The organism is Serratia sp. 506_PEND (genome assembly GCF_001076875.1).
Taxonomy (GTDB): domain Bacteria; phylum Pseudomonadota; class Gammaproteobacteria; order Enterobacterales; family Enterobacteriaceae; genus Serratia; species Serratia marcescens.
This window is the reverse complement of sequence record NZ_JVEL01000325.1, coordinates 1-23,795: the sequence shown is the minus strand read 5'-3', so window position 1 is coordinate 23,795 and position 23,795 is coordinate 1. Positions and strand designations below refer to the sequence as shown.

27 protein-coding genes and 2 pseudogenes are annotated in these 23,795 nt (G+C 52.6%); 10 read left to right on the top strand and 19 right to left on the bottom strand.

The window, feature by feature from the left end; all coding sequences use genetic code 11:
• Positions 1–34: 34 nt before the first annotated feature.
• The 5 genes from ADK28_RS31435 to mobA form a co-directional block, all read right to left on the bottom strand.
• Positions 35–310, bottom strand: coding sequence for a hypothetical protein (locus ADK28_RS31435; RefSeq protein WP_152929685.1), 276 nt, complete (start codon positions 308–310; stop codon positions 35–37).
• A 449-nt stretch (positions 311–759) separates the two neighbouring features.
• Positions 760–960, bottom strand: a complete 201-nt coding sequence (locus tag ADK28_RS29970) for a TraY domain-containing protein (RefSeq protein ID WP_075202058.1) — start codon at positions 958–960, stop codon at positions 760–762.
• Positions 961–1,077: 117 nt separating this feature from the next.
• Positions 1,078–1,383 carry a helix-turn-helix transcriptional regulator gene (locus ADK28_RS09345; RefSeq protein ID WP_048795516.1) on the bottom strand — a complete coding sequence of 102 codons (306 nt, stop codon included), beginning with the start codon at positions 1,381–1,383 and terminating at the stop codon, positions 1,078–1,080.
• 143 nt (positions 1,384–1,526) lie between these two features.
• Complete coding sequence (gene traI, locus ADK28_RS29965) at positions 1,527–3,482, bottom strand: TraI/MobA(P) family conjugative relaxase (RefSeq protein WP_075202057.1); 1,956 nt, start codon at positions 3,480–3,482, stop codon at positions 1,527–1,529.
• A gap of 7 nt (positions 3,483–3,489) precedes the next feature.
• The gene (gene mobA, locus ADK28_RS09330) at positions 3,490–3,822 is read right to left on the bottom strand and encodes a plasmid mobilization protein MobA (RefSeq protein WP_048795513.1); all 333 of its coding nucleotides are present in this window, start codon (positions 3,820–3,822) and stop codon (positions 3,490–3,492) included.
• 244 nt (positions 3,823–4,066) lie between these two features.
• On the opposite strand from mobA, the gene ADK28_RS31430 reads away from it, so the two are divergent.
• Entirely contained in the window at positions 4,067–4,369 is a 303-nt protein-coding gene (locus ADK28_RS31430) for a hypothetical protein (protein WP_075202061.1), read from the top strand.
• Positions 4,370–4,399: 30 nt separating this feature from the next.
• Here the strand turns inward: ADK28_RS31430 and ADK28_RS31425 are convergent, their stop codons facing one another.
• The 13 genes and pseudogenes from ADK28_RS31425 to ADK28_RS09270 form a co-directional block, all read right to left on the bottom strand.
• Positions 4,400–4,963, bottom strand: a complete 564-nt coding sequence (locus ADK28_RS31425; RefSeq protein ID WP_152929684.1) for an LPD29 domain-containing protein — start codon at positions 4,961–4,963, stop codon at positions 4,400–4,402.
• A gap of 46 nt (positions 4,964–5,009) precedes the next feature.
• Positions 5,010–5,426 carry a hypothetical protein gene (locus tag ADK28_RS31420; RefSeq protein WP_075202056.1) on the bottom strand — a complete coding sequence of 139 codons (417 nt, stop codon included), beginning with the start codon at positions 5,424–5,426 and terminating at the stop codon, positions 5,010–5,012.
• An 853-nt stretch (positions 5,427–6,279) separates the two neighbouring features.
• Positions 6,280–7,150: pseudogene (locus tag ADK28_RS29950) on the bottom strand (DUF4942 domain-containing protein).
• A 59-nt stretch (positions 7,151–7,209) separates the two neighbouring features.
• A complete protein-coding gene (locus tag ADK28_RS09315; RefSeq protein ID WP_048795511.1) occupies positions 7,210–7,470 on the bottom strand; it encodes a hypothetical protein in 261 nt (86 codons plus the stop codon).
• Between the two features lie 166 nt (positions 7,471–7,636).
• Entirely contained in the window at positions 7,637–8,038 is a 402-nt protein-coding gene (locus tag ADK28_RS09310; protein ID WP_048795510.1) for a hypothetical protein, read from the bottom strand.
• A 622-nt stretch (positions 8,039–8,660) separates the two neighbouring features.
• Positions 8,661–9,386, bottom strand: a complete 726-nt coding sequence (locus ADK28_RS09305; protein ID WP_161802707.1) for a plasmid SOS inhibition protein A — start codon at positions 9,384–9,386, stop codon at positions 8,661–8,663.
• A complete protein-coding gene (gene psiB / locus ADK28_RS09300; RefSeq protein ID WP_048795550.1) occupies positions 9,383–9,820 on the bottom strand; it encodes a conjugation system SOS inhibitor PsiB in 438 nt (145 codons plus the stop codon). Before psiB ends, ADK28_RS09305 begins: the two co-directional genes overlap by 4 nt.
• A gap of 34 nt (positions 9,821–9,854) precedes the next feature.
• Positions 9,855–11,918, bottom strand: coding sequence for a ParB/RepB/Spo0J family partition protein (locus ADK28_RS09295; RefSeq protein ID WP_048795508.1), 2,064 nt, complete (start codon positions 11,916–11,918; stop codon positions 9,855–9,857).
• Between the two features lie 87 nt (positions 11,919–12,005).
• A complete protein-coding gene (locus tag ADK28_RS09290; protein ID WP_048795507.1) occupies positions 12,006–12,296 on the bottom strand; it encodes a hypothetical protein in 291 nt (96 codons plus the stop codon).
• Between the two features lie 687 nt (positions 12,297–12,983).
• A complete protein-coding gene (locus ADK28_RS09285) occupies positions 12,984–13,388 on the bottom strand; it encodes a DUF1380 family protein (RefSeq protein ID WP_048795506.1) in 405 nt (134 codons plus the stop codon).
• A 55-nt stretch (positions 13,389–13,443) separates the two neighbouring features.
• Positions 13,444–13,869: an antirestriction protein gene (locus tag ADK28_RS09280; RefSeq protein ID WP_048795505.1), complete on the bottom strand. Its 426-nt coding sequence runs from the start codon at positions 13,867–13,869 to the stop codon at positions 13,444–13,446.
• Between the two features lie 422 nt (positions 13,870–14,291).
• On the bottom strand, positions 14,292–14,513 hold the full coding sequence (locus ADK28_RS09275; protein WP_048795504.1) for a hypothetical protein: 222 nt from the start codon (positions 14,511–14,513) through the stop codon (positions 14,292–14,294).
• Positions 14,514–14,529: 16 nt separating this feature from the next.
• Complete coding sequence (locus tag ADK28_RS09270) at positions 14,530–15,174, bottom strand: DNA methyltransferase (protein ID WP_048795503.1); 645 nt, start codon at positions 15,172–15,174, stop codon at positions 14,530–14,532.
• 457 nt (positions 15,175–15,631) lie between these two features.
• Between ADK28_RS09270 and ADK28_RS09260 the strand changes: the two genes are divergently transcribed.
• The 3 genes from ADK28_RS09260 (at position 15,632) to ADK28_RS30980 (ending at position 17,467) form a co-directional block, all read left to right on the top strand.
• Entirely contained in the window at positions 15,632–16,267 is a 636-nt protein-coding gene (locus tag ADK28_RS09260; RefSeq protein WP_048795501.1) for an AAA family ATPase, read from the top strand.
• A complete protein-coding gene (locus ADK28_RS09255; RefSeq protein WP_048795500.1) occupies positions 16,261–16,518 on the top strand; it encodes a hypothetical protein in 258 nt (85 codons plus the stop codon). Before ADK28_RS09260 ends, ADK28_RS09255 begins: the two co-directional genes overlap by 7 nt.
• Before the next feature lie 343 nt (positions 16,519–16,861).
• Positions 16,862–17,467 carry a plasmid fertility inhibition factor family protein gene (locus ADK28_RS30980; RefSeq protein ID WP_193392125.1) on the top strand — a complete coding sequence of 202 codons (606 nt, stop codon included), beginning with the start codon at positions 16,862–16,864 and terminating at the stop codon, positions 17,465–17,467.
• Positions 17,468–17,599: 132 nt separating this feature from the next.
• Here the strand turns inward: ADK28_RS30980 and ADK28_RS09250 are convergent, their stop codons facing one another.
• Complete coding sequence (locus tag ADK28_RS09250) at positions 17,600–18,493, bottom strand: tyrosine-type recombinase/integrase (RefSeq protein ID WP_414711740.1); 894 nt, start codon at positions 18,491–18,493, stop codon at positions 17,600–17,602.
• 446 nt (positions 18,494–18,939) lie between these two features.
• On the opposite strand from ADK28_RS09250, the gene ADK28_RS09245 reads away from it, so the two are divergent.
• The 6 genes and pseudogenes from ADK28_RS09245 to ADK28_RS09220 all read left to right on the top strand — a co-directional run.
• Positions 18,940–19,197, top strand: coding sequence for a hypothetical protein (locus ADK28_RS09245; protein WP_048795498.1), 258 nt, complete (start codon positions 18,940–18,942; stop codon positions 19,195–19,197).
• A 32-nt stretch (positions 19,198–19,229) separates the two neighbouring features.
• Positions 19,230–19,784, top strand: coding sequence for a hypothetical protein (locus ADK28_RS09240; protein WP_239686230.1), 555 nt, complete (start codon positions 19,230–19,232; stop codon positions 19,782–19,784).
• Positions 19,785–19,860: 76 nt separating this feature from the next.
• Complete coding sequence (locus ADK28_RS09235; RefSeq protein WP_048795496.1) at positions 19,861–21,840, top strand: acyltransferase family protein; 1,980 nt, start codon at positions 19,861–19,863, stop codon at positions 21,838–21,840.
• A 66-nt stretch (positions 21,841–21,906) separates the two neighbouring features.
• Entirely contained in the window at positions 21,907–22,839 is a 933-nt protein-coding gene (locus tag ADK28_RS09230; protein ID WP_048795495.1) for an Rpn family recombination-promoting nuclease/putative transposase, read from the top strand.
• Positions 22,840–22,867: 28 nt separating this feature from the next.
• Positions 22,868–23,482 (top strand): DUF2913 family protein, encoded by a 615-nt coding sequence (locus ADK28_RS09225; RefSeq protein WP_048795494.1) that lies wholly within the window; start codon positions 22,868–22,870, stop codon positions 23,480–23,482.
• Positions 23,483–23,519: 37 nt separating this feature from the next.
• A pseudogene (locus tag ADK28_RS09220) lies at positions 23,520–23,795 on the top strand (transposase); the annotation flags it as partial.

Below are 23,795 nucleotides of genomic sequence, written 5' to 3'. Positions count from 1 at the left end.
CAGACGACAAACTGAATAACAATGAAAGGGGCTATCACTCGGCAGCCTTGCGGCAAAGAATGTCTGAACACGCGACTGCGCGTTCACAGGGTCTAGAGCGGGAAATTTTGGGAGAGGCTTTTATTCCTGGGGATGACGGCCTGTGCTTTTTCTTTACCTGCACTTTTGTCTTACCTAAATAAAATAATTTGTCGCGCCTAACTCGCTTACGCTTTCTATTTACTTTACTTATATCAGGTTCAACAAGTGTCAATAGCTCGGAAAAATTACATACATACTTTTTCGGTGCGTTTAATTTTCCTTTTGCCATCAATATCTCCTTATCTGAATATCAACAACAGTTCGGGCAAGCCCACTCGTTCGAATGGACTTGCACAAATCTCTTTTGCGTCAGCATCCCTGCTCTGCCAGTGTTGCCTGTTCGCGCCCAGTCCCTCGCGGGTGGTGCTAATCTTCTCTAGAGGCAGATCGTACCTATAGATACATTGCATTTTTGCATAAGGGTCTAAACAGTTACAGAATGCTGTCCGACTTTCCAAAATTGTTAAATAGCGGACACCACCCCGTATAAATAAGGCCACAGGCACCCCACCCCAACGGGTGAATTATTAGTTTCGTGATAAAGCCTCACGGGCCATTACCAAAAAACCGTTAGATTCCAGGTAAAAGAAAGCCCTGCGAGTTAACGCAATGTATTTTTATAATCACTAAACAAACTTTAAAAAATAGAGTTCCCTGGCGTTGGGGCTCTATAGGGTGCTACTTAGATTCATCAGAAAGGAAGCGGCGACCAGGCACCGCAATATCAGTTACAGTTTTTAGATGATCGGCCAACCGAATTGTTGCTTCTTTAACCTTACTGCGACCTGAGCGCTTTGCGGCCTGAGTCAGCAGCCGATTAACATCAGGGGTCATTTCAATGACGGTTTGGGCTGATGTCCATACATATTTATCAGTCATTTATTATAAAGCCCTATGTGTCAATAAGATTATCGAGAGAATAACTTATTCAACACGCATGACAACCTTCCTAAATTAGGAAGGTTGTCATGAAGTAAAAAATATGGTAGCTGAATATCAGTGGTCGTTTATTGTCCTAACAGAGGTTAGTGCTTCAATCAGATTCTCCATTGCTGTTATCTGCGCAATTTTTATCCTAACTTCAATTGCGGTTGACATAATAGTGACTGATGGAACACTCATTTTTTTGCAAACTGCAGCCAACGTTTGCTTAACTGCTTGTTCAGATATGTTTCGCAACTGAGAAATCTCTGCAACCGAATACCCTTCGGCACGCATAACACCGATCGATACCTGATTGAGAGTTAAACCCGGAAAATACTTGTGTAATGGTTGGAAATGGATAGGATCGATGGCAGCCATAGCAGCCTCCCGTATAGGTTGTTGTGGTTAGCTGGTTGTACAGGCTCCTAACCCTGTGCAGCCAGCGCTAATAATCAATAAGTTACCTATTAAACTGCTCTATAAAACCTCTCAATTTATCCAATCATTATTTGCAGATACCGCTATGGACGCGGCCCCCAATACGAATTCACTGTTGGTGCATCATCGTCGCGATCGTCGGTTTGTCGTGATACTGCAGGGTCGTCATAACCCATCTCTGGTCGAATATGGCGATGTTCCAGAACCTCGGAGCGACCACGTTGCCAACTATCTGTTGGCCGGAATACCTCTTTTTCCTGCTGGTAATTCAGGCGGCATCCTTCGATCAGCACGCGGTCAACGAAATCGTCATCACCCACAATCTCCACACGCTCGCCACTTTTGGCACCGGCAATCTCTGCAGCCAGGTGGTAATTCGCCGTATCGTCGTAATCCTCGAACCCGGGCTTAATCTCAACCTGGTCGCCACGATCTACCACACCGACAACCCCATCCCGCAGATATTCAACTGTACCGTTCCGGTGTAAGCGGGTTGCATGGGTAGACCGTTCAAGCAACGGTGAATCGTCAGCGGCACCAAACACCAATACACTGTCTTTATGTTTATTAGGGGCAGAAGTCCTGGCTTTTCGTTTCTCACGGTAAGCCCATCCTCGCAGCTGGCTAACTGCGGCAACATCACCCGTTAAGGCTTCGCGTTCCACCCAGGAACGGTAAGATAATGGTCGATATTGCCCAGATTCAAACAGGGTCTTACGTTCCTCTCGGATCTGAATCCGCAACTCAGCCGTCGCCTTCATGCGCTCGAACTCGGCCACGCGATACATCAGCTTGCGCAACAGTGGATCGGGATAGCTGTCGCGAACATTACCTTTCATAGCCTGATAGTGTGCGGCAATTTCCTGATGACGCATCTTCACGTTCAAGTCTGGCTTGACCCATTCTCCGCGATACTTTTGGTAACGCAATTTGAGATCATCTCGTGCAGCAGCACGCTCTTCTCGACGCTCTTTTCTGGCATCACGATCGCGCACATGGAATTCAGGTTGGTAGCGGTTATATATCGCATAGCCGCCCTCTTCCGGGTCACCAGAGTCGAAAGAAGGAGGCCCTTCAAACGGACCGAAATAAGGTTCAAGTCTGGGTTTTGCCAATGTAGGGTGAACATCAGATGCCTTGACCATCATGGTGTCAGGTCGTTCCAGATCGTATATGACCAACCCGCCAGACTGTTCACGCAACCCCAGACCATTAGCATGCATCAAGAGGTGAAAATAATTCCAGCTGGCCGTCTTGTTTTTAATGGCATCAGTTATCTGGGTGCGTGTCTGACGAACAGCATAATGATACAGACTTTCCTTATCAGAAAAGATCTCCCGCTTGGCAGCACCTTGTGGAGCACTCTGAAAACGCCAGGGTGCGCGATGCAATGTATTGTTATCCCCCCACACCCAACTACCATTGTCTTGTTTGAAACCAAAACGCTTCTCCAGGACACGACAACACTGTTGCAGCGTATCGGCATCATTCCACAAATTAGCAGCACGGTACGTTTCTGGGTTTACACGATTAACCGCAATGTGGCAGTGAACATTGTCAGTATCCCGGTGGATAGCGGTAACAAACTGGTGCTGTTCCATACCCAGTTTTTCCAGGCAATGACGTGCGCTATCAAACACCTGATCTGGTGTTGGTGCCTCATCCGCTTGCCAGGATAAAATGAAGTGATAGACGGGGTCTTTGCAGTGACGATTTTGTGCAGCAACCATATTCATTTCCGCTGCTGCCGTCTCCAGTGAGAAACAATTGGTTTCGCACTCAACGCCACCAACAATGACTTGCTCTCGCCCATCAGGAAAGCTCTCGATGACCTGCATAGGTGAGAATTCATCGCGCCGCTCAACATAATCAACCAGGCGGTCAAAAACGGCTTGGTTGGAGCGGGAAGTGGACTTTTCAATTTTGTCTGGAGTGATAACGTCATCAGGCTTTTTCTCATCCCGTAGACTCAGGTAGCCAACCAGCTTCATAAAGCTGGTACCGCCGTCGCGTCTTTTGGGTGGGATGATAACGTTCATAGTGCCCTTATTCGTTTGCCGGTATGAGATTCAAATCCAGTGCAATGATGGCCTTTTTCACCTCAACCAACACGTCTGAAAACTGCTTACTCAGTTCCTGAGTCATTTGTTCCTGCATCTGAGTGTAGAGATGCTTTTGCAAGCCACCCAGGCGAAGAAGTTCGTTCATCAACCGTGTATCGGTACGGGTCATAATCTTCCTGTTAAGCGCGGAACGACGCAGTAGTTCGGAGGTACTAATCCCTGCCGCCTTGGCCTTGCCTTTGATGGCGTCCGCCTCTTCCTCGGTGCATCGAATTTGGATAATGATCCCTTTCTGACGCGACTCGCTTTTCGACATAACTCAACCTCTAACACTCAACTGGGGTGTCGGGGCATAGCCCTGACCAGGTGTTTTGCATTATCGTCTGCGTGCAGGCGGTAATGACAAAACATTTCCTGTCCGTCATTTTACTACGTCTATCCTTCACGATGCGAGTTATTTTTCGCCTGATTAGGCGTCAGTGAGGGGGGCAGGCTTGGCCTATCAGGATTGATATGGTTTAATGTGTCTGGTTGGCATTGATGAAAATCACGAGGACAAAATGGCAGGAAATAAATTTTATACCCAGGAACAGCTTGAAGAAGCAAAGCTAACACTTGAGTGTTTACCAGATTTGACACCGAACAAAATCAGCAGAACTGAATTGCTCGATTCGCTGAAAGAAAACATCATCACTTTATCTACGTCAAAGGGTTATACAGCAACGGAAATAAAATCCGCATTGCAGACTGTAGGTATAGCAGTGAGTGAAAAGTCAATATCTGACATCATTCGTGCATCAAAGTCACCAGCAAAAAAACGAACAAAGACCGCAGTAAAGCCAGAGACTAAGCAAGTAGTATGAAAATGGCGGGTTTACCCGCCTTATTGATACTTAAAGTGATCTAAGAACAAAACGGATTTCACTCTGTAAGTTATCGTGGCAAAAGAAACCTGAGCTAACCGTAAACAGTTTCCCTCTTTTATAGGAATCTACGTCAACCCATTCAGGGACCTCTTCAGAAAAAATTGTTCGACACTGTGTGATGGCTTTTTCGATGAGTTTATCACTATAACGCCGGTCTACTGAAACGTAATGCACACCACCATAAACAGCATTGAATGGACTTTCACTATACTCATAAATATCTTCCATACTGTTAAAACAGCCGTTCTTAAATTTTCGCGTAATCTCTTCAACTTTTTCATTCTGTGGACCATCTTCCCATTTTATCGTAACCGCATCATAATTGGTTTTTTTGACAAAAAATTTCACACCGGGAAAACTCTGTTTCAGTAGCAAACGAATGTTTGCTGAGACTACTGCGGCAACAGTAGAATTTTTGTTTTTTTCAATCATTTTAAGATGCGAAAATTCAGGCGAATTTTTTAACCTTTCTACTTCAGAATCAAAAGCAGATTTCATCTCTTTTTTTTCTTGCTCTTTAAGTGAATGCATATGATTTTCTCCGTGATGAGTGGCGGGGCCATCGCCCCGCAGATTTTTAGAAGATTGGTGTCAATGTGCCGTATGGATTTAACGGCTGCATGATCTCGTCATAAATCGCACCATCGGCTGTCACGATCACTACAAATCCGGTATCAAGACAACGCCAGCATCTTGAACTCAGTGGTACAAATCGGTAGTTAGTTGAACTCAAAGCGACGACCTGAACCGGTTCTTTTTCTATCACCGAATAAATGTCGTAATGCGCATTCTTACAATGCTGTCCAAATTGAAAAGCCGCATCCCATTCGCTACTGGCGTTGCATATGTAGCTGCAATTGCCTTGCATAGCGCCATCGCTTGATGGTGCATAAAAACGAACCACAAAACGCCCGATTCGGCAGGTTTCAAAGTCATTCAGATCACATCTTTCGGAAGATTTTTGAGCAGCGGTGTTGACGTTTTGTGTGTTCATTCTGGTTTTCCTCTTGTCGGTGGTTAGTCCATCTCTCGGTGAGTTTCGTCGCAGCAAAGGGCACTGGTGCAACGGCGAACGGCGCAATACCAGGGCGACAACGAAAAGTTTTCTGACCCGCAGGAAGGAAAAGTTTTTGGCGGCGGCGTAGCGTCACCCTGGTATTGTGTTGGGCGACGGTGCTACCCCCTGCCCTCTGCGCCGGTACTCACGGGTGATGGTCACTGACACAAACGTGAGAATGAACACATCCGGCACGCCGGAACGGCGGGACGTCTCTGGCGGTGGTGCCTATGGCGCCACCAGTGAAAGCGGCGCCGGCTTCTGCCGGCAGCGAGCGCTTGCTGTTGACGTTGGCTCTCAGACCCTAGCCGGCAGGCCCGAAACCGAAGGGTTCGGCGAGACTTGTCTGCCGCGTGCGGCTGGCTAGTCGAGTGGGGGTGATGGTCGGGCGCTGGCGACCGGCCACCGCAGGGAGCGCCAGCCCGTTGTGGGTTTATTAAGGCCTGACGAAAGGAAAAAGAGGCGTCAAAGAAAGGGAGAAACCAAACGACAATATCGAACTGATGGGGAAAAGACATGGCTGAATCGGACAAGAAAGGCAGAGATCCGCAGGGGCGCAGCCACAGCAGCCTTTTCTGCCCAGCCGATTTATGGCCGTTGGCATACTCATATGCATGATTGCATAAATGTGCCAAAATGACATATTACCGCTACTTTCAAGACAATGGATTTCTTCACCCGCGCCTTCCCCACATTGTCGATACTCGTCCCCAGCAGGGGCAAAGTACCGTGATCGAACATATTTTCCAGGCAGGGGGCTTCCCTGCCTGCCTAGCGTTAACTCACCCTGTTACAGGCGGGGTGGCAACATGCCGGGGAACTGACGCGCCACGATATCATTGATTTCATTGACCAGTTCGGGACGCTTAAACACGATATGCCCCGTCCCTTTGGCAAAACCCTTGACGGTAAAATATTCAAGATCACACAGCTCACCGATTTTGTTGCCAGTACGGAAAAAATCAGCGTACTTTTGACCATCTCCCGCTCTAAAGTCCGGTACGGTTTTCCCATCAAGCAGATAGAACGGACGGGCCAGATCATCCAGCAGTTGCTGCCCTTCCCATGTGAAACTGGAATGACCGTGGCGCCATGTGCTGAGAAAGCGCTCCACAATGATTTTTTTCCCAAGACGGCAAGGACTGTTGGTCTTATAATCCCATGACAAGCTGCGGAACACGTCGATCACACCTTGTTCAAAGGTATTTACCTTCTCTGAATTCAACTGTTTGAACGTCGCCAGCACCGTCTCAAGCGTGACCTCAGGACAATCCTTGCTGTTCAGTTGGCGATCCCATTCATCCCGTCTCCAGCGTGTACATGCCGGTATCACTCAGCAACCGATCCCATACTTTCTGATCAATCAGCTTGGCAACCGCATCACCGTATTTCTCAGGTTTGTCCCGCCAGTCCACTGCAAGTTTAACTACATCACTGAATCCATACAGATTGTCCTTGTTGGCAGCCTCGGAGAGCTGTTTAGCTGCGGCATGGACCAGCGCCATTCCATCCATAAATTGCGCAATGCCGCCGTTGCGCTGCGCGATGATGCGATCGATAGCCACTGAGGGGATAAGGTCGCCCCCCTGAGAAGGGTTAACGGTAACGTCAGCGATCACATCTGTGCACCAATGGGCTTGCTCTGTTGTTGAAAAAGTCATAGTCATTTCCTGTTTCAGTCGGGGAAAACTGCCGTCCAAAGGGACGACAGTCAGTGCTATCAGGCGTAGGCCCGTTTCAGTTCCAACGTGCGTAGTACCTGCCCCAACTCGCTGCCACGCATGGCCGGAATACGTACCTGCTGGCCCTTGCGTTGACATTTGGCAATATGCCGACCCAATGCACGCAGTTCAGGCTGAACCGCAGCGGCTGCGAGACTGTCCCGCAGGATGCGGGTTTGCTTTTTCGGTGTTTCGTTTTTCACTGCCAACTGCTTTACATACAGGGCCGTTGGTGTGATGATTGAGCCTTCAATAGTCATAGTTTTTACTCCAATCGATTATTGAGAGCCGGGCTAGCTTTCCTAGGGGTAGACCGGCACGAAATAGCAGCGGAAACGCTGCTTTTTTCATTTACGGGTTTGCGTTTCCCGGATTGACACCTCCTTACTAGGTTGTTCCGAGCCATTGCCGCTCGGACGGTTAAGATCAGGCATACGAATTATCGATTGCCAACGTGATAGCGAGGCGATACCGCGCGTGTTCCCATGCCGCGTTCCCGACGGTGCCGAAATACTCACCGGCAAGGCGCTGAGCCTTAACCCAATACTTGGCAACCTCATAAACGATTTTTGGCTTGTCGGGATTGAAATACTCCACTCCATCGAACGCGACACGATCCGTCATCGTTTTGAAAATTTCATAAAGTGCCTGCTCCAGCTCGTCGACAGAAACTGCAGCACCGTGCAGCTCGTCCATGAATTCAAGTTGTCGGCTCATTACCCTGTCGGCATCCGGGTATTTCCCCGAAAATATCAGAACAGGGGTTTCCCCCCATCTTTCCGAGGGCTCCTGAGCGGCGGTTTTGACGTTGACGTTCTGTGTGTTCATTCTGCTCTCCTACCCGGTGGTTAATTCATCTCTCGTCGGGACCTTTCGCGGCAAAGGGCAAGGGAGCAACGACGAACGGGGGAGCGCAAGGGCGCCGCTGGCGGCGTGCATTTCACCCTTGCGGTCACGCGGGCGGCGGTGCTACAAGCAGCCCTCCGCGCAAGGGGTCGCACGGGAGATAGCCACCGATATCCGGAGAGGATGAACACACCCGACACGGCGAAAGCCGGGGCGTCTTCAGCGTTCGTCGCCCTGGTGACGAACAGTGATAAGCGGCGCCGGCAATAGCCGGCTGCAAGCGGCCCATGACCTTCGCCCTCAGACCGTAGCCGACAGGCCCGAAACCCATAGGGGTTCGGCGAAGCTTGCCGGGCAGCTCGCCCGGTTAGCGCAGTCGGGCTGACGGCTGGACGGCATCGCCGGCCAGTTGCCGGAGGGGGCCAGGTTCCTGATTTATTTACGAGGAAGTCTCGATGAGAAGGGAAATGGCTGAAATATACCCCGCCAGCGTACATCCTGCTGACATGGACAACGGACATACATGTGACCATTCGGTCAACGTTATCAGGCATGGCGACATCATAGCCGCAGTGGCGAAGCCACCGCAGCTTGACGTCCGGTTTTATCGGCGCACCAGGCGATTGGGGATACGCGCACGGTTATCCGATCGAACCGTACCTGGCAACACGGCGCTGATCTGACTTACCTGTAACCGAGCCTCCCAAAACGGCATCGCAGCCCAATGGTAGCGATCCAGCTCGGCCAGACAGGGGAAACGCGTCGTCCACGCAAAGACCATGTTACTCAGGTCAAACTCTTCGATCCCCTGCTGTTGCCAGCGTTTTAACCAATCCTCGTGATCGCCCGGGGTCACAAACGCCAGCTCAATCTCCGCCTGTGCCAGACTGACCTGATAGCGACGTCGCTTATGCCACTTCACCTGTTTTTCTTGCCGTTGTTGTCGGGTCTGTTTCATCGCCAGTTTGTGCTCAAAACGCTGCCGACGGCGGCGGCTGACCTCGGGGAACAGCATATCGCGCGTATCACCGGGCAGCGGGGAATAACACTGCTCGCCACGGCTGGCAATCAATGTATTCAACGCATCGACATAGTCTTCCAAACAGGAAGTCCGGTGGCGATCGCCGGGGCGGTAGGTAATGTCGATCATACGCATGTCCTTGGCTGAAATAGTGGAGCGTCCGGTCAGTTGACGAAAAAAGGCGTTGGCATAGGCATAGACAGCCTGCCGTCTGCCCGTCTCGCGACGGGACTCAACCTGAGCAATGGCAAACCAGACCGCCTGCCGGTAGGGGTGCCATGGCACCAGAGCCAAATGGTTCGGGATCACAGGCAATGTCCTCCCATCCGCAGTGCAACTGCCAGTTTCTCCGGTCGCCAGAAACCCTGCCGGTAATACACGGCAACAGTAGTCAACACGCGATTCACGATCGCCGGTGTATAGGTATCATCCAGGTACAACCATGCCTGAGACTGACCATCGTCAAAGGGCAGGATCATCGACCAACCCGGAACATCGGCTCCCGCGCTGCACAGATACACCGCCGTGGCCTCATCGCCTGCCGGGCTTATACGACACACGACCGGCACCCGCCCGCAAAATTCACAGCCTTCTTCGGCGTTGACACGCCAGCCTTCCGGCACCGTCAACTGACTCAGTACGGCACAATTGAGCATCACTCGGTATTCCATACCCTGCTCGCGGTACTGCTCCAGATCGAGCGGACTCATGCTCATCAACTGCTCAAGGTTCAATTTTTTCATGATGTTATTGCCGCCCAAAGGGCGGCACCTCCGGTCAGGCAGCAACGTTATCAGGATGGGCAATATCGTCAGCAGCATCAGCGTCTTGGCTAGTGGGCAACAGGCAATCAGGCACCCAGCCGCTGGCGGTCAATTCGTCCTCGGCCAGCTGCGCGGCGTCGCCCTTCTTCATCTTGAGCACCGAGGCCGCCTGCGCCACTTTTCCGCCATCAACCAGCGCATCGCTCATAAGTTCCTTACTGATCCGCCCGAAGTAATTGGCCTTGGTCGGTTGCCACCAGTCGCGCAGATTGAAATCCAGCGCATACTCGAGTGGCGTCAGTTCACCGCCAACTTTGCCATCCCTCGCAGGCCACAACTGGATGGCATCGAGAGACTGGCCGACACAGTACGCCAGCAGCGCCACGACGTCGGCCTGTTCCCACGTCAGCAACCATGTGAAATCGGTATTCCACTCCGGCGGCAATTTGGACTCCCACTGCGCGTGCAGCTCGCCCAGCTGGCGATCGGCGCGGCTTCCTTCCGCTGTCGGAGCTTTGGTCAGCAGTTCCGCTCGTTTGGGCGTCAGGTCGGTTTTGAGTAGCGATCCGGCGTAGCGTGAGCCGAACACCTTCACGGTCAGTGTGTGGGTGTGCAGTGCCAGCGCGACAGTCGGGTTCTCTACCAGCGCACCCATCACCGCCAGCGAGCGCTCTGCCGACAGGCAGGTGATCAACGCCGCCGACAGCCCTTTCTCCTTGGTTTTCGGTGCAGGTGTCTCGCTGGCCGCTGTCCCGTCACCGTTGTCATCACCGGCAGGCGCGGTTGTCGACTCACTCGCACGCAACACGATACCGCGCTGGTAAACCACGTCCCCGCCACGCAGAGACACCATCACCCCGCCAGTACTGCGCAACGCCTGCGGCCATGACCGGATAGTCGCCAGCTCGGTGATCCGCTCAATATCAGCCTGTATAGCGTCGCTTTCGGCAATCATCACGTCAGTATCGGTATCGGCATCCGCTTCTTCGAATGCCGCTTCCAACGCAGCAAACCGCGCTTTCAACCGGGTGATCTCGGCCTGTTCGTCGCCTGTGAATTCCGGCACAGGTTCAGCCATCTCGCGATAAAGCTCGCCATCTTCGCCCCACGTTTTAATGGCCGAAATGCGACCTTCCGCCCAGCTCCAGCCCTCGTCCCCGGCAACCTGCTGCGCCAGTGCGTGCAGTTTTTCGCGGGTAAGCCGCTCCAGCAACGCCGGTTCGGTCAAAAAACCTTCGTCGGTAAACAGATCGAATTTGAAGGTGCCGCCAGCCGACTCGTAGGCTTCGCGCCCGACGAACGCCAGTTGGCTGTTGTCCTTGGCCGAAACTTCGTCTTTCAGCACGGCCTCGCGCAGGTGCTGCGGTGCGGCCGCCCAGCCGTGCGCGTTGACCCACACGTCACATTGACGTTGATGATCTTCGGTTGCCGACAGCGCTTGCAGCTGGTCGAGTGTGATTTTGTCTTCGGCCAGCGCATCGAGCAGTGCCGGTGCCATCGTCGCCAGCCTCAGGCATTTTTGAACGTGCTTGGTGCTGAAGCCCAGCAGGCCGCCAATCTGCGCCGGAGCACGCCCTTCTGCCGACATCTCACGGAAAGCGAAGACCTGATCAGCCGGGTGCATCTGCTCGCGCTGACTGTTTTCCGTAAGGGAAATGATGCGCGCCATCTCCTTGCTGACGATCAGTACATCAACCGCGTAACCCGCATTGACGATGCCGTCCGGCGTGGTCTTGTCGGCGTCGTCTTCATGCCCCATCAACCACCGCAACGCCAGCGTGCGCCGCTCACCGGCGGCTACGCCAAACTGACCGTTCTCCATCTCGAAGACGATCAGGTTCTGCAATAGCCCGACGGAGCGGATACTGGCGGCCAGCCCTTCGATCGATGCCTGTGAGGTTTTTTTCTTGCGCACGTTCAGGCCGTCCAGTTCCAACTGGCCGAGCGTGGCCGTTTTGCGCACGGCTTTTGCCAGTGCCGCTTCGATATTTTCAGCGACAACGCTTTTCTTCGTCGCGGATTTGGCCGTGTGGGTTGCTTTGGCCGTGGCCGGTGCTTTAGACTCGATAGTTGACATGTGATAGCTCCTTCAATGTTATTGCTGTTGTGCCAGTCCCGATGGCGTCAGGACTGACGGTGAGAAAGCAGCGGAAACGCTGCTTTTTTATCGCCTGAAACTCAGGCTCCAATGGGTCAGGGTCATCTGATCACTGGCCGCAACCGGCCAGCCGTTGACAACCCAAACCGCAATGGTGTCGAAATCCCCAAAATCCGCGTAATACTCCACCGCCCCTGCCGGAACAACCGGAGGCTCACTGGTGCCGGTCGAACGGCCACAAACCGCCTTCACGAAACAAAACAGGTCATACACCTGTGATACGGTCAGATCGCAGTTGGTCTGTGCTGATGCTGCTGTAGGCTTCGTTGTCGCGCTGTTGACGTTTTGTTGAGCCATGTTGAAATCCTCCGTGGGTTGAAAACTGATGCCGCTGTGAGTATTCGCCGTCGCAATAAAACTGATCCAGCACGGCGAGGAGCGGCGGCAAGGGGCGGAGACAAAAAGTTTTTTGACCAGAGGGAGAAAAAGTTTTTGGCGGAGTTCATTTACCCCTTGCCGTTTAAGCGAGGCGTTGTGCTGCTATCAGTTGCGGCGGGAAGACTGACTGCGGCTAAAGCAACCCAAAAGGATGAACAGGGCACAACTCGCCGGCCGGGCGCGACAGCGAACGGTTCGGCGCCTCTGAAGCGGCGGCGGCCCCACCGCCGCGCGGTTGGCCCTGTGCGGCGCGGCCTGTGGCCGCTGCAAGCGTGTCGTTGCGTCATGGGATGGACGCCCGCAGGGGGGCGACGGTGTGCCGGCGCCATGCGCAGCACGACAGCCCGCCCGGACGCCCGATACCAGTATCAACCCTGCACAGAGACCCATCACCAAAAATGCAGAAACAGGAAGCATCACTCTACCAGGACGATAAACCGTCCTGCCCCATCCACCTAAACAGCCCCCCACACGGCAGCGAAAGAGGGCGGCGCAGCCGCCACCTTCGGTAGCCTGACGCCGAAGGCGGCTGGCAAGGTTTTCCGCGCGGCCAAAGTACGCAGGGGCAAGCAGGCCGCCACGCTGACGGCCCTTTGTCTGTGTAACTCAAAGATGTAACGCGGCCCGCAATGCCTCGATGGCACATTGCCCTCTGGCTGTGTCCTCATCCCAATTTTCCGGATCGTCTATATCTATAGTAATTGCAGCCAGCTCTAGCACGGTTTCCAGCGCGCTGGCGCTCACCTCGACCTGTAGAGTCCGCCTGCGGCTATTGGCGATTTTCGTCATTGCATCCTGAATGTATTGTTGATTGATACCGTACCGCTGATATTCCTCAATATCAGAGCAGCCGATGGTTTCCAGTATTGCCAGCACATCCCCGTCGGTAGGGTTCCACTCCTGTGCAAAATAGCGCACGGCGTGCGCATCCCATATCAGCACGGTGATAGGTTCGTCGCTGCCGTACTCACGGAATAATTCCGCACACACTTCTTTCACGCTGCCAAACATAATTCCCCCTCCTTATTTATAAGGGGCGGCATAGCCGCCCGTATTCGAATCTCTGTCAGTCCAGCGCGCGGCAGATGTCGGCGCATTCCGGGTGCGTCTCGATATAGCGCCAAAGCTGCTCTTCCCGCTGCATAAGCAACTTCACCAGTCCGGCATTACCCCGATCGTGATGCAACCAACAGCGGCGATTGATGGCCAGTGCCGTCAACACGATACCGGCGGCGTCACCGCTGAGAGTCTTGTCAAACCAGTTATCAGCGTTGATCAGGTGCACACGATCGCTGTCAGGTGCCATATAGCCGCCCCCCTCCGGCAAACGGATGAAGTGCCAAAACCCGCCGGTGTACTGCGGCAGATAGCGATCGGCGAGGGAATACACCTGCATTTCAGCGGGCAAAAAATCCTCGCCAAACAGATCCGGCAGAAATGACAGACGATCGGATTCACAGACTTGCAGCGTGACGGAATGAGCATGTTGCATGGGACTACCTCCAGAGTTTCAGGGTTCGCGACACCGGCCGGTGCCGTACCCATTCGAAAGGCCGGCCCCGAGGGAGGGAGGCAGGGGCGCCACCGCAAGCCGCAGCGCAAACCCGTTGCGGGCTGAATGCGCCGTAACGGGTGCGAACGGGTGAGGAGCGGCGAAGCGTACCCTTGCTGCCCGACCGTGCCGGACTAGCGTTTGGGGACGGCACAGGCCGTCACTATGCCGGGGCCGCAAAGGGAAAAGATTTAGAGAGGTGTAGGCAGGCCCAGCCAGCGTCCTTTGCGGCGCCGGCATCGCCGGCAAGTGCCGCGTGGCGGTTCTACGGACGCGGGGCGTTCGATGCGCCCTGGCGTCCGCAGGCTTACAGCGAGGCAACCCGGGCAGGTTTCCCTGCCCGGCTGCATAATGCCTGCGGTTCAATCTTTGAAATGGTGATCCAGTTCGTTGATAGCCTGATAGATTTCGACGTAACGATCGTGCGCGTCCCGCAGAATATGGCCGGTAAGGCGCTCTGCCAGCACGTCACTGTTCCAGTAATACGTACTCACCAATCCCCGCAGCCGCAGGTGCATCTCACACATGTCGTTGGACAGTGCCGCAATTGCGGCGCGCAGGTCTTCATTCCCGGTGTAGTTCATCGTTGATTTCCCTTTGTTATGCTGCGTACTGGGCACGCAGACGATGCAACCGCTGCTGACCGATGGTGTGGTACTGCTCCAAAAGCTCGATGCCGATATAGCGCCGCCCGGCCTGAGCGGCGGCGACACAGGTCGAACCTGAGCCTGCAAAGGGATCGAGGACAATCGCGCCGGGCTGAGTGAACGACTCAATCAACGGTTGCAGAATGGACACCGGCTTTTCAGTCGGGTGGTGACGATTGCCGGTGTATTCCCAGGGCTGCACATCAGAGCGCGGTTGCGCCGGCAATGCCGGGCGCCCTTTCGCCAAAATGTAGGCACATTCATGCTGGTAGCCGACAAAGGCAGATTTGGAGGCGTAGGGTTTGGTAAACACCATATGCCCGACGACGCGGAACCCGGCCTGTTTCCAGGCGGCCATAAAGGTGTCTACCCGGTTCCAGCCGTAGAAACTCACCGCCAGACTGTCAGGCTTGAGCACCCGGAACATTTCACGGAACGCCGGCCGCACCCATTCATCATTTTTGTCGTTGGCAATGCTGCGACCGCTGCGGTCGGTATAGCCGACCAGATAAGGGGGATCGGTCAGCACAAAATCAATGCTGTTTGACGGAAAGCCAGCCATCACCTGCACGGAATCACCCAGGACATATCGGGACATAAGGAATACCTCGCCATTCGAGGGGTGCAGGAGGAGGCCGGTACGGCCACCGTTCCCTGCTGCCCGATGTCAGCGCGGCCAGGCACCGCTGCGGGTCAAGCGGACGTGGAATACCGCAGCCGCTTGCGGCAAGGATATGCCGCGAAAGCTGCTTGAAGACGGGACGCCCGTCGCCCCGCCCAAGCCGGGGTATGGCAAGATGTCATCGGGCTGCAGGGGCAATGAAGAAGGGAAACAAAAGTACGTTGAATTGTTGTTTGGGGGCTATCAAGTGGGTATGACACTTCCCATGAAGATAAAAATTAGTGCAATAACGGCACCATAATAGCACCATAAAAATACCAAGTAAGATGGGAAGGGCATCAGTACCATAATAGACATAAAGGCGGTTGACAGGGTGTTAAGTTGGTACTAAATTAACACCCATAAGGAACCATTACGGAGCTAAAAAGGCATCATGATTATACTAATCGGAAGTCAAAAGGGCGGCTGTGGTAAATCGACCACCGCCGTCAATATCGCAGCGGAATTGGCCCGACAAGGCCACGACGTCATCCTGGTCGATTCGGACCGTCAGGGAACGGCGGCTAACTGGATAGCAGACCGGAATGCCATCACCGATATCCCTACGATCCACTGCATTCAGAAGTTCGATAATATCCGCGACACCTTGCTTGATCTTGATAAGCGCTATAAATATGTCGTCGTAGATACGGCCGGGCGTGACAGCAGAGAACTACGAACCGGCATGACATCAGCAGACATCTTGTTGGTACCTTTCCGCCCTTCTCAACCCGATCTGGATACGCTGCCACGTTTGACTGAAATCATGACGGAAGCGAAGGATCTCAATCCTAAATTGAAGGCAATCGCCATGCTGACGCTGGCGCCGACCAACCCCATCATCAATGAGATCCAGGATGCTAAAGAGTACCTGAAGGATTTCCCGGAACTGGACATGATGAGCACCGTGGTTCGTGACCGAAAGGTGTACCGGGATTGTATGTCCGAAGGCCGTGGCGTTGTCGAGATGGAGAACCCTAAGGCTAAGGCCGAGATACAGAGCCTGGTGAAGGAGTTGCTGACATGGTAAAGCGCAGAGAACCCACCGGCATCTCTGGTTCAGTGGAAAAACGTATTGAGGAGTTTGCCGCAGCTGCGGATCATGTCGTCACACCGCCTATGCAAACCGACAGTGAAGCGCCTCGGGATTACAAGGCCATCCGGGTACCGTTCAATCAATACGAGTATGAATTGCTCGAAAAACTGTGCAAAAAGACGAATCGCTCCAAGCTCAATATGATCAGGCATGCCCTAAAATATTATGACGAGAACAGCGATTAATAGTATCGCAACACCACTAAAAAGGAGCCATAAAGGCTCCTTTTTAGTGCCAATAAAGCACCATTTTAGTGTTATTGATTTACCTTGCTATCACTGCACCACATCGTGCTGACCACTGGTTACCCCACGTACAAAGAAGACCCAAACCGAAACTGGTCACTATCGTTCTCTGTTTCATTCCCCAGTTTTTGGCCAGCATCGGCAAGGTATGGCAGACTGATGTCTGACAGGAAGCACGTTGACTGACCAGTCCCAGACACTATGCAGATGCCACATAAATGGGAAAAAACAGTACCGGAAGGGCACTTAATTGGTACTAAAAAGGCACTTAAGAGACACCAATATGACACCAGATTTAATCAGTAAACACATTGACGTGAAAGACTATCCTCAGCATCTGCTCGAGGGGGTGTTCAGTTGCAGATTCAACGACATCATATACTGCCGCTTCAAAATTCCACTGCGTGCGGGAAGATTTGCCTATATGGAGCAAGCGCTCTCGGACACAAGTGAGAGTCATATTGTCATTGCCGACCGGCACAGACTCTTGTCAGCCTGGCGCAATAATCCGAACTCTATCGTGCCGGAACTCAGCCGCGGAGATGAGTCCGCGTGGCGCCGCGACCGTAAATTTCATGAAGCCGAAAAAGGGTTTTCCCACGGCGCAGGCAACCCGGTACCGTTAGCTGATCCACATTGCCGATTTATTCTGGACCAAGGGTTGCCGGTTCCCGCCCTCGGCTTTACCAATGGGATCACCCGGACCATTTGGCTACTGGCCAATGGCGCCGAACGGCTCCCGCTCCATGCCGATAATCATCGTAGTGCCCAGCTGCTGCAGCGAGGTATTGGGCATCGATCTGCATACCCATTAGCTGTTCAAGCGCTATTTTTCCAGTATGCCGGCAGCGTATTACCCCGGCACTTACGGTATAAAGCGGAACCATAACGGTACCAAAAGAGCACCATTTCAGTATCATAAATGCACTGTGTGCTAGACATCGCAACCCGAACATAGGCGTGACAAACCCGCTCCAATTGCACACCAAAATCACACTAAAAGAGCATCATATTAGTACTATTACGGCACCGTTTTTACGCTATTTCCGGCCAGCTGGAGCATCTCCGCTGCCACGCCCGCATCCATCGAGAACGGCACGCAGCCCCGGCTTGCCGCATAGTCCAGACTGAATACCTTCAGGTAAACCTGCGTCGACTTAAAATCCTTATGGCCCATCACCGCCTGCAGGGTTTGTGGCGCCACTCCGTGAAACAATAAATGCATCGCAAAACTGTGTCGGAAGGTGTGTGGGGTGACACGCTCCAGGCTGAACCGCACGCCCTGACGATCGGCCTCAAGCAGCACCTTCTTCAGCCAGTTGCGGGCAGTGTCATCGGTCACCGGCCAGATGGGTTTGGTCTTGTGTTCGGTGAAGGTGTGAATATGGTCATGTAGCCGCGTGGCAAAGGGCGCATCGTCCAGGGCTACGGTGCGTTTGACCGGCGAAGCCGCACGCGCTGTCTTCTTGTCTGCCTGACCCGGCGTTTTCAGTTTCACCGTGGCCGGACGTCCTACTTTGGGGTGCAGCCGTTGCTTGAGCGTACGCAGCGTCACGAATGCCGGCGATGCATCAAACTCCACGTCAGCCGGACGCACGGCCAGTGCCTCGTTGATCCGCGCGCCGGTGTTCCACAAAAACTCGAACAGGGTGCGTTTTTCCAGGTCATGACAACAGGACAGCAAGACCGCGATTTCCGGTGGCAGCAGGTAGTAGGGCAGGTCACCGTGCACCGCCGCGCGGTTGCGCAGGGTGAGGGCACGGACATAACGATCATCGGTGGCCAGCAAATCACCGCCGATCGCGCTACGTAAAATCTGAGATTTTTGCAGAGGGGTAGGGCGCATTTTTTCATTATCCGCAATCAGTGTCTTTCTGCGTCTATTTTGCCGTATCCGCGCCAGGTGATCGCTCACAATAATTATTCTGGCCTGGACCAACCTTCGGTTAAATCGTTACTCCTGGAAGTTTAACCGATTTCACGGCAATGGCCAGCGGTGGTATTACCAAGACCAGGGACGGGGGTCATTCCGGCCCCGGCACAAGATGTAGTATGCCGATCAGCTGAAAGAGCCACGAGATAGGGGATTTTGTGCCGCCAGGCGGGGCAGGGGAGAGGCGTTCGGCTTTCTTGGCGTTTTGCCGAATCCTGAAATTTCGGCGATGCTGCAGGGTCGGGTGCCTGATGAAGATCCATCTCTGGGAGTTTTCGGATTTGTGCAGCAAGGAACTCACTCACCAATATGATATCATTGTTAAATAATAAAAATCATATCAGATATGATTTTTATTAAATTTACATAATTATCACATGTGATATGATTTTAATTAAATAGCTTAAAATCAATATGGAGATAATCCAGTGGAAGAGAAAGTCTACTTCAGACTCAGCTACGAGAATATGACCGGTACCACGGAAGACTACATTACGGGCTGTATTGAACGCGCCGCCAGAACGGACTGTGTCGATCCGAATGCCGAGCTGGCCCGCGCCCGGACAGCGCTCGATCACTGGTACTGTCTGGCGCTGGCCGGCAGAGCTCCGGATGAGATAACCGATCATGACCGGGAACGAATGACCATGATGATCCTGCGGGCGCCCGGCGCCGGGGAACGTTGATGCCGGCAGTAAACACCCGCCGGCCGTCGCCGTTGCAAAGGAGTATTCTCATCGTGCTGGCCGCCCTCGATGCTCAACGGCCAGGGCCGGTCGCGACGAAAGATATTGAGCGACTGCTGGCGCAGGGCGGCGATCGGCCGGTCTACGGCAACAACCTGCGCGGCTCCTGCCGCCGGATGGAAGCCGCGGGCTGGCTGCGAACCCTGCGTAACAGGAGTTCGCTGCAGCTGGCGGTTGAGCTGACGGACATGGGCAGAGCGGTGGCCACGCCCCTGCTTGCCGACGAACAGGCGGCTGCGTGCGAACAGCAGCGCCTGGACGACGTGCGCGTACTGCCGGTACGCCCAGCAGACAACCTAGGCGAGCAGGATCTGGTGATCGCCGGCACTGGCTATACCGCCTGCCGTGGGGCGTTTGTTGTGCGGCTCGACGGCACTACCTGCCTGCTGCTGTGGCGCGCGGACGGCACTGTCGCACGGCTGGAGGGGGATGCACTGCAGGTCGCTGGCTGGTATCAGGCGGCCTATGACACCGGACTGCCGGTGCAAATACAGGTAAATGAGGGCAGAGCCCAGGCGAGAGCATAACATCGCCATCTGGCAGGACACTGCCGACGCTCATCAATAATTGTTATCATGCCAAATAAAAATATTAGAGGGATAAATGAAGTACCGCAGCGATATTGATGGATTAAGGGCACTTGCCGTTATTATAGTCATTCTTTTTCATGCCGGAATAGGTGGGTTTAATTCTGGATTCATTGGCGTCGATATATTTTTCGTAATATCCGGATATTTAATTTGCAATATAATGCTATCCGGTATCAAGGGGGAGTCGTTCTCTCTTACAAACTTTTACAGTCGTAGATTGTGGCGATTACAGCCATCACTTTTGGTGATGATACTAGCTTCGTTATTTATCGCCACTGTTTTTTATCTGCCTAACGATTACAATACATTTCTTCACAGCGCCAGAAATACGCTTTACTTCATGTCAAACAGCTATTTCTCAGGCGCGACAACGGCATATGCATCACCTGACGCTAAATCACTCCTTCTGCTTCACACATGGTCGTTATCAATCGAATGGCAATGGTACCTGGCATTCCCTGTTGTGTTCTATTTTTTTTGCCGTGGATTAACACTGCGAAAACTTGCAATAGTGAACCATCTAGTCACCTTACTCTTACTGGCAATTTCTCTTTATCTTTCGCTTCACAGCGATCCGAAAAATTACTATCGTTTTATCTCCAGGGCCTTTGAACTTCAGCTAGGCAGCTGCATCGCTTTTTATCATATCCCCCGCATAAACCGCCTGTTGGCGACGAGCATGGGTATTGGCTCGCTGATTGTGTTAGTGATGTTATCTCTAACACCCGATATCCTCACAGGATACCCAAATATCTACACCGTATTGGTTGTGATATTAACCGGGTTGCTGATAATTTCGGGAACGGATGCTAAAAATATCTCCGCCAGAATACTTTCTAGTCGCGCTGTCGTTTTTATCGGTAAACGGTCATACTCACTTTACTTATGGCATTGGCCAATCCTTGCAGTTATCAGCTATGCGGGATTGTCTGATGACAAAGCCGTCATCAGTTTCGGTCTGATGGTTACGCTTGCAGCCGCATTGCTGAATTATCGTTACATCGAGTCGCCATTACGAAAGTGCAGAATATCACTGGTTAAATCGGTCATGCTATTGGTCCTGGTACCTTTAAGCTTTTTTGCCTGTCTGTACAGCGTGTCAGGTAAGTTCAATGATTTCCCTGGCAGATTCGGGCATCAATATCAAAACGAAAGCAGGCTGATTAATCAATATGCAAAAGAAGCCGGTCACCGCTCAGATTGCCTTACTGATAGCGTTGATAGTGATAATAAAGATGACCTGTGCAGTTTTGGTAAAAAACAATCTCAGAAGAGAGCCTTTTTCATCGGCGACTCCAACTCAAACCACTATTGGTTATTTCTGGATGTTCTTGCCAAAAACGCTGACATGGCCATTACCGCTCAAAGTACAGCGTCCTGTTTAACATTACCCGGAATATATCAATTTGATTGGTGGCACTTTCACAATGAAATTTACAAAAACTGTCATAACAATACGGCAATGTATTATAATAAAATCAAAACAGGTCACTATAATTATGTGATTATTGGTGAATTGTGGCCTATGTATAACAGCGACAAAATCATCAACCAGCCAGGTGATACACGGTCGATTGAGTTGGCGCAGCAGCGCCTGCGAACCGCAATGAAAAACGCACTGAATATCATAGAACAGTCTGGCGCAATACCCGTGATCATGAAAGAGATCTATACAAGGCCGGAAGGTTATGATAATTGCATGAAAAACAAACTCATTAACCGAGAGCATTACAGCAATGGTGAATGCAACACAACCGACTGGAATGCAAAACAAAAAGGGTGGTTTGATACGACATTTGAAGCCTTGAAAAAAGAGTACCCTAACCTTGTTGTTATTGATATAAAGGATGTTCAGTGCTCAGGAAATCGTTGCAAGACCGAAGTCAACGGCGTGTCTATTTTCCGTGACGTTGGTCACCTGAATGACTACGCCGCGCATTATTTTGGTGAAGAGTATCTGAAAGTAAAAGGGAACCCTTTCATTCAAAAATAAACGTGATAATGACTGCTCTTGATATCACAGAGCAGTCACCTTCTGAATACAGGCAACGATAGTCAAATGAAAACCACCCCAACCCCGCATGACGCCTTGTTCAAGCAGTTTCTGACTCACCCGGAAACTGCCCGTGACTTTCTGCAGCAGCACCTGCCACCGGCACTGCTGAAAACCTGTGATATGAGCACGCTTCGGCTGGAATCAGGCAACTTTGTCGAAGAAGACCTTCGTGCCTATTATTCCGACGTCCTGTATTCACTCAAGACAGGGAAGGGCGACGGGTACGTTTATTGTTTGATTGAGCACCAGAGTTCACCAGACAAACACATGGCCTTCAGATTGATACGCTACGCTATCGCCGCCATGCAACGCCACCTTGACGCCGATAATGATCAATTGCCTCTGGTCGTCCCGTTGTTGTTCTACCATGGTCAAGTCACACCTTACCCGTATTCCATGCGCTGGCTGGATGAGTTTGCTGATCCCGAGCTGGCCCAACAACTTTATACCGGTGATTTTCCGCTGGTCGACGTTACCGTTATTCCAGATGATGAAATCATGCAGCACCGTCGTATGGCCATCCTGGAACTGCTGCAAAAGCATGTTCGACAGCGCGACCTGGCCGAACTACTGGAACAACTGGTCACCTTGCTGTTGGCCGGATACACTACTAATGAGCAGCTGGCATCATTGATGAATTACATGCTGCAGGTTGGCGACACGGCCTCTCCGGAAACCTTTATCCGCGAGCTGGCACGCCGAGCGCCACAGCACGAGGAGGTTCTTATGACCATTGCACAAAAACTGGAACAAAAAGGCCTGGAGCGCGGGCTGGAAAAAGGCCGTTTGGAAGGACGCCAAGAAGGGCGCCAGGAAGGGGTGCTCGAGGGCAAACTTGCCGTTGCCCGCACTATGCTGGCAAACGGCATCGATCGTGATTCAGTAATGAAAATGACCGGTTTGACTGCCGCCGACCTGGCGCAAATTCGCCATTAATCCATCGTTACGACGGGCAGGGTAGGCATTGTTAGACAAGACCGAATCCGTTACCACGGAAAACACCACTTCAGCGCTCAGCCATCTCGCGTTCTGCGCCTTGGCGGCGCTGGGTCTGGCGCGTCAGGAGGGCATCGCCGGCACACCCTATGCCGAAAATCTGTTCCTTATTCGCTGGCTGGCCACTGCCCAAAAGCAGAAACGATTCCCCAAAAGCGTCGCCGTCGACATCAGCTGGCTACTCGAACGCGGGCGTAAGCACGGGCCGGCTGGCAAACTGCGCCAGCACCTGGACTACCTGTGGCGCTCCTGCAGTGGCAATTTGGCCGCACAATCCGATCTGTTCCGACTCACCTACGCCTCAGAAACGCTGAAAGACCAGGGTTGGGACAATTACGTAATGGATGCACGGGAGTGGAAATCCGGAGTTACCCTGACGCCGTCACTTAACAACGGCTTCTACGTCGAAAAAACGGCGCTGAATGCGGCCTTTACCCAAGACGGACGCCACCTGCACCCTGTACCCTTTCGTATTATTGGTGACACCGTCACCTTTATTCGTATCATGACGGAATATGGCCTGAACGCAAGGCTCGTTGACAGCACCCCAGATCACCACACGGTCGCGCTGGAGCCCGCGTAGCATTGCTCCCTGCCAAACCGGTAAAAAGGAAACACCGATGACAATGGCCAATTTTCGCCGAATGGCGGCAAAAATGGATCAGCATATGCAGCAGTTGGACGCTCAAGGCGTCACGGAGCCGCACCAGGTTATCAACCGCATGATGGGCTATACCCCTGAACTGCATCAGATTTGGACCGGCACCACGGATAAAGAACTGATGGCATTAACCCAGGAATATCCGGGGTTTTACCGTTACGCCCTCATCATGGAAACTGCGTTCGAGCAGGAGAGCCAGAGGTCATCCCGATCTTATGACGGCATGCCTGAATTC